This is a genomic window from Salinisphaera sp. C84B14, from assembly GCF_040361435.1.
Classification (GTDB): Bacteria; Pseudomonadota; Gammaproteobacteria; order Nevskiales; family Salinisphaeraceae; genus Salinisphaera.
Genome location: NZ_APNL01000038.1, coordinates 1 through 4,317, shown reverse-complemented (window position 1 = coordinate 4,317; position 4,317 = coordinate 1). Strand labels below are relative to the sequence as shown.

Sequence of the window (4,317 nt, the reverse complement as noted above, 5' to 3'; positions counted from 1 at the left end):
GCGACGAATCGTGGGCTTGGGGTGTAGACGCAGCGAGCTGTCGATCCGGGCGCTAAGCGAACATCAAAATCAACACGTCGCCACGAAGTTTGAACATTTGCAAAGCATTAAGGCCCGGCCAAAACGAAGTCCGCATGTGAATATCAGACGACAGGCCGGTCCAGATTATTGAAGTCGATACGTGTTTCGCGAGATGATTGAAGCCACTCGAGCCAACCGCCCTGTCGGATTATGCTGAAGTCACCTGTTTTTTCATTACTGCTGATCGTGGTTATGGCTATACAACCGGCCTGCGCCAAAGGCGACCAAGACAAAACGTCGACCACAATCAATGGGCGGAAGTTTGATTTCCCCATTCCCGATGACCGGCGTGAGCTATACGCGTTGACCGATACAGCCAAAGATTTCTTGATCGGCGCGCTCAACACGCCCTCGCCGCCGCCGGAAATTTATCGGCTTTTTAAAGAGGTTGGGTACAGTCCCGACACAGTTACATTCATTAAAAACTATTTGGCCAATCGCCCTCGGCCGGAAACCGATGAGGTCGAGGCGCTCATTGAACGTACTCGCAAGAACATGATTTTTGTGAAGGGTGGGACGTTCCAGATGGGCGACTTCGGATATCTGACGGATGCCAAGCGGCCCATGTCCGATTCCACCCTCGACGATCCGCCGCACGAAGTCACACTCGACAGCTACTCACTGATGAAAAATCGCGTAACGTATGCGGATTACGATATTTACACCCGGGCAGAAGGCCTGGAGCCCGTTGGTACGGGGGTCGTCGAGGTCAGTTTTCGATTTCCCGACTACCCAGCAAGCGTGACGTGGCAGCAGGCTCGCGATTATTGCTTATGGATGAAGGCTAAGACCGGTAAACCGTTCGATCTGGACACTTCAGCACAGTATGAATATGCAGCGCGTTCGGGTGGGAAGTGGCTTTATCTGGCAAGCACCTTTCAAGAAGAAAGTGAACTGGTTCCGGATATCCAAAAATTTTCAGAACAAATGAAAAAGGCTGCCAACAACAAAAGCGCTGATCCTACTTTCGGCGTACCTATAGGCACGTATGGGTCAAACCATCTTGGCTTCGAAGATATGGTCGGTGTCACTAAGGAATGGGTTTACGATTGGTTTGCACCCTATACAAAAGCACCTCAAACCAACCCCCGTGGTCCAAAGGATGGAGAGAAAAAGGTGGTCCGACTGAGTAACTACTCGTACCAAGGGACGATTTCACGCGGTCGCTTAGATCCTAAGGAGCCTGAGGGGAAATTTCGTTGCGCTATCAATTCGACCCAGCCCTGGAAATAGAACTCATCCTTGTTAACGCTTAATCCTTGTTAACGCTTAGACGAATCGAGTGTCATCCGGTGCCATGAGGCTGCGCCGCTGCCATGCAATGTGGACGCCTCGCTTCAACCGATAGGACGGAGAAGTATTGCGCGTGAGCTTATAGCCGGGCGTCGGTTCCTGCTTGAGTTGTTGGCGTAGCGCGTTGGTGTCTACTCCCGACGCGCGCCGAACCCAGTCTTCGACCGCGGCGATCTGGGTCGCATCCATCTTTGCGCCGTCAGCGTTTGCATGCTGAAAGACGTTGTTCATCTCGGGAACAATATAATTTGCGCTCAACAGATTGCGTAAGCTGCCCATAATTTCGCGGTATAGACGATCGCCGCCTGGTAGGCGCCAATTCGGAAGTTCAGGCAAGTAATCGTCGGGCCGCCAGTCTGGGACCATATCCGGCATCTGCCAATCGGGCCACTCCCAGCGCGACGGGTCGAGCAGAACGTCTGACCAGGACAGGTTTGCTTGATCCCCGATACGATGCAGCATATCGACGAGGATCGCTTTGGTTTCGGCGGGAGCGTTCACTAAGTCGTCGCTGGCATCTTTGATTCGCCTTACTGCCTCTCCACCGCGAGCAATCCACTCGACCAGCTTGCGTCTCAGCTGAGCCTCTGTCGAACCCAAATATTTTTTTAACGCCTCTTGCCCTTCGAGAATCGCGAGAGCTTTGAGCTTAGCGAAAAATTCAAACGTTTCCGTTTCAAAATAATCCAGATACTGCTCACCCGCATTGGCGATCTGTGTCTTGACCCACCAGGCGAACTGAACGATCTCGCCCACACCCACAGACGCAAGTACTTCGCCTTTCAGACCCACGCCAACACAGGCACCCAGCTTCGCTTTAACGCGAAACAGCCCGTCTTGGTAGGTGATATAGAAACTCGCTGAACCGCCCCCGCCGATCTGGCCGGTCAGCGTGGGCTCGATCTTGGCGAATACCTCAAATTTTACGGTTTCCGGTTCCTGCCACTCCATCGCGCCAGCAATCGAGGCACCGCTTTGTACACCAGCAAAGGCAGTTAGGTTCACACCCATGTCGCCGGTGGCCTCGACCGGTTGCGCGCTGCCGGCGGCATTATTATTGCGGGCGGCCTGAAGCCGGGGCGTAGTCACACCCTCGACGGTGCGTTTGTACGGCGAACCACGTAGGCCCTGTTTGCTATTATCGCGAGCGAGCTTGAACTCAGCCCCGCCCTCACCGAGCACACTGGCGCCGCATGCGCCGTGCAGGGAGCCGGTGGTTTTCAGGCGAAAGTACCCCAGAGTCAGATCCGATACCGGCGCGGGAATAAAAAGCTCCAGCCCGGCGCGTTTGGGGAAATACAGATCAGCACTGAGCTTGCCTTCGGCCAGCTGAAAACCCAGCGAGCCCTGGAGCTTGAATTCGGCGCCGGCGCTGCCATTGCCTTTCAATGCTTGCGTGAAAGCAGCGGGCGATAGGTTCGCTCCCATACTCAGCGAGGCGCCCCCGATAAAGCGCAGCAGCTGGGCTTCGCCAGAGAACGCAATGACGTCGTCGGGCGCTTGATCACTTGGCTCCTGGCCGAACCGCAGGGCTTCGTTGAAACCATCCACGAAGCTCGGCGACCAGGCTTCGGGCAGCCAGAGCGGAATGGTCTTTTCGGCAACTTTCACCTTGTCCGCAAGCTGGGTCATGCTTTCAACGAAGCGGGCGCGATCAATTTGCCAGCGTCCGTTGCGGTCACGGCTGAGAAACGATTTCATCTCCGGTTTGTCGACCCCGGAGAGTTTGTAACTGCGCCAGTGGTTCTTGATCTTGCTGGATCGTACGTAGGTGAATTTCTTGCCGCCCAGCATCGGCTTGTTGTCGCGGCCGTTGGCCAGCGGCAATAACTCCATGAGCTTGCTGCCTTGGTTGAACTCCTGGAGCTCCTTGAGTTCGTTGAGCAGTGCTTCGCGTTTTCGTTGTTCGTGATCGAGCGCCGTCTTGACCGGCTGCGGGTCGGCGGGCAAGCGGTTTTTCTTGGCGGCTTCATAGGCTTCGCGCGCTTCACACAATCGTTCGCGCGATTCGCCGAGCGCCTGCAGCAAATCATCTAGCAGCTGACCTTCACGGCGTACGGCCTCGGCGGCTTCGCCTTCGTCGAACACCAGTATCTCGCCGGTTTCGGGGCGAAAATAAAACAGCTTCTGGCCGGCGAGCGTGCCTTCGGCTTCGGTATCGCGCGGGGAACTGGTGACGCTTTTGGCGAGATCGTTGGGCGGATTCTGGGTCATGTCGGTGCCTCATCCGTTCCAAAACCATGCAGCAGCCGAACGGGTTTGGGTTGGCCGGTCCATACACGGGCCGACCGGCCTTCATGATCGGTCCACCCCTGCGCGAGTATGCGCCCTTGATTATCGACCACGCGATACGGCTCCATCGGCAAGGGGCGGCCGGTCTTTTTATCCTTGAGGATGAACCGCTCGTCGTAGAGATCGCTTTGCGGCAGATTCAGCCCGGCGGGTGATGCACTCCCCGGCCCGGTCAACACATGCTGCCCTGCATGGAATTTCACCGCCCCCGGTGCGGTCAGCGTGATATTCGCGCCCTTTATTTCCAGCCCGCTGCCGGCGGCGGTGAGCAGGATGTGTTTCATGGCGCTGACGTTCACGTCGGCTTGCGTGCTGGCGATGGTGACGGACTGGTCGGCGGCGAGTTTGGCTTTGGCGCTTTGCGCCTGGGCGGTCACCGGGCCGGTGGCGGCGTGCAGGGCGATGCCGGTTTCCTGATTGGGTTTGTTGCCGTCGGCGGCCTGGCCCTGGGTGTAGAGGCGCAGGCCCAGCGCGACGGCGGCGACGTGGTCGTTTTGCGTGGCGATATTGATATCGCCGGCGGTGGCGGACAGGGTTTTGCCGGCGCTGACGATATGGTCTTTCGGCGTGAGTGCGGCGATGCCGGCCGGGGCACTGGCGATCAGGTCCGGGCGCGCCCAGGCAGGAACGTCGCCGGTGCCGCCTTGCGTG

At 57.2% G+C, this 4,317-nt stretch carries 3 protein-coding genes; 1 reads left to right on the top strand and 2 read right to left on the bottom strand.

What is annotated here, in order from left to right; genetic code table 11:
• The first annotated feature begins 231 nt into the window (after positions 1-231).
• Complete coding sequence (locus C84B14_RS17855; RefSeq protein ID WP_353226089.1) at positions 232-1,314, top strand: formylglycine-generating enzyme family protein; 1,083 nt, start codon at positions 232-234, stop codon at positions 1,312-1,314.
• A gap of 36 nt (positions 1,315-1,350) precedes the next feature.
• On the opposite strand, the gene C84B14_RS17850 is transcribed toward C84B14_RS17855, so the two are convergent.
• Together C84B14_RS17850 and C84B14_RS17845 are read right to left on the bottom strand one after the other, a co-directional pair.
• A complete protein-coding gene (locus C84B14_RS17850) occupies positions 1,351-3,588 on the bottom strand; it encodes a hypothetical protein (RefSeq protein WP_353226087.1) in 2,238 nt (745 codons plus the stop codon).
• On the bottom strand, positions 3,585-4,317 hold a 733-nt coding region (locus tag C84B14_RS17845; RefSeq protein WP_353226085.1), incomplete at its 5' end, for a DUF2345 domain-containing protein. The genes C84B14_RS17850 and C84B14_RS17845, both read right to left, overlap by 4 nt.

What these genes read in the sequence shown, in the direction of transcription:
- C84B14_RS17855 (WP_353226089.1), top strand. Translation starts at nt 232, where the DNA reads ATGCTGAAGTCACCTGTTTTTTCATTACTGCTGATCGTGGTTATGGCT.
- C84B14_RS17850 (WP_353226087.1), bottom strand. Translation starts at nt 3,588, where the DNA reads ATGACCCAGAATCCGCCCAACGATCTCGCCAAAAGCGTCACCAGTTCC.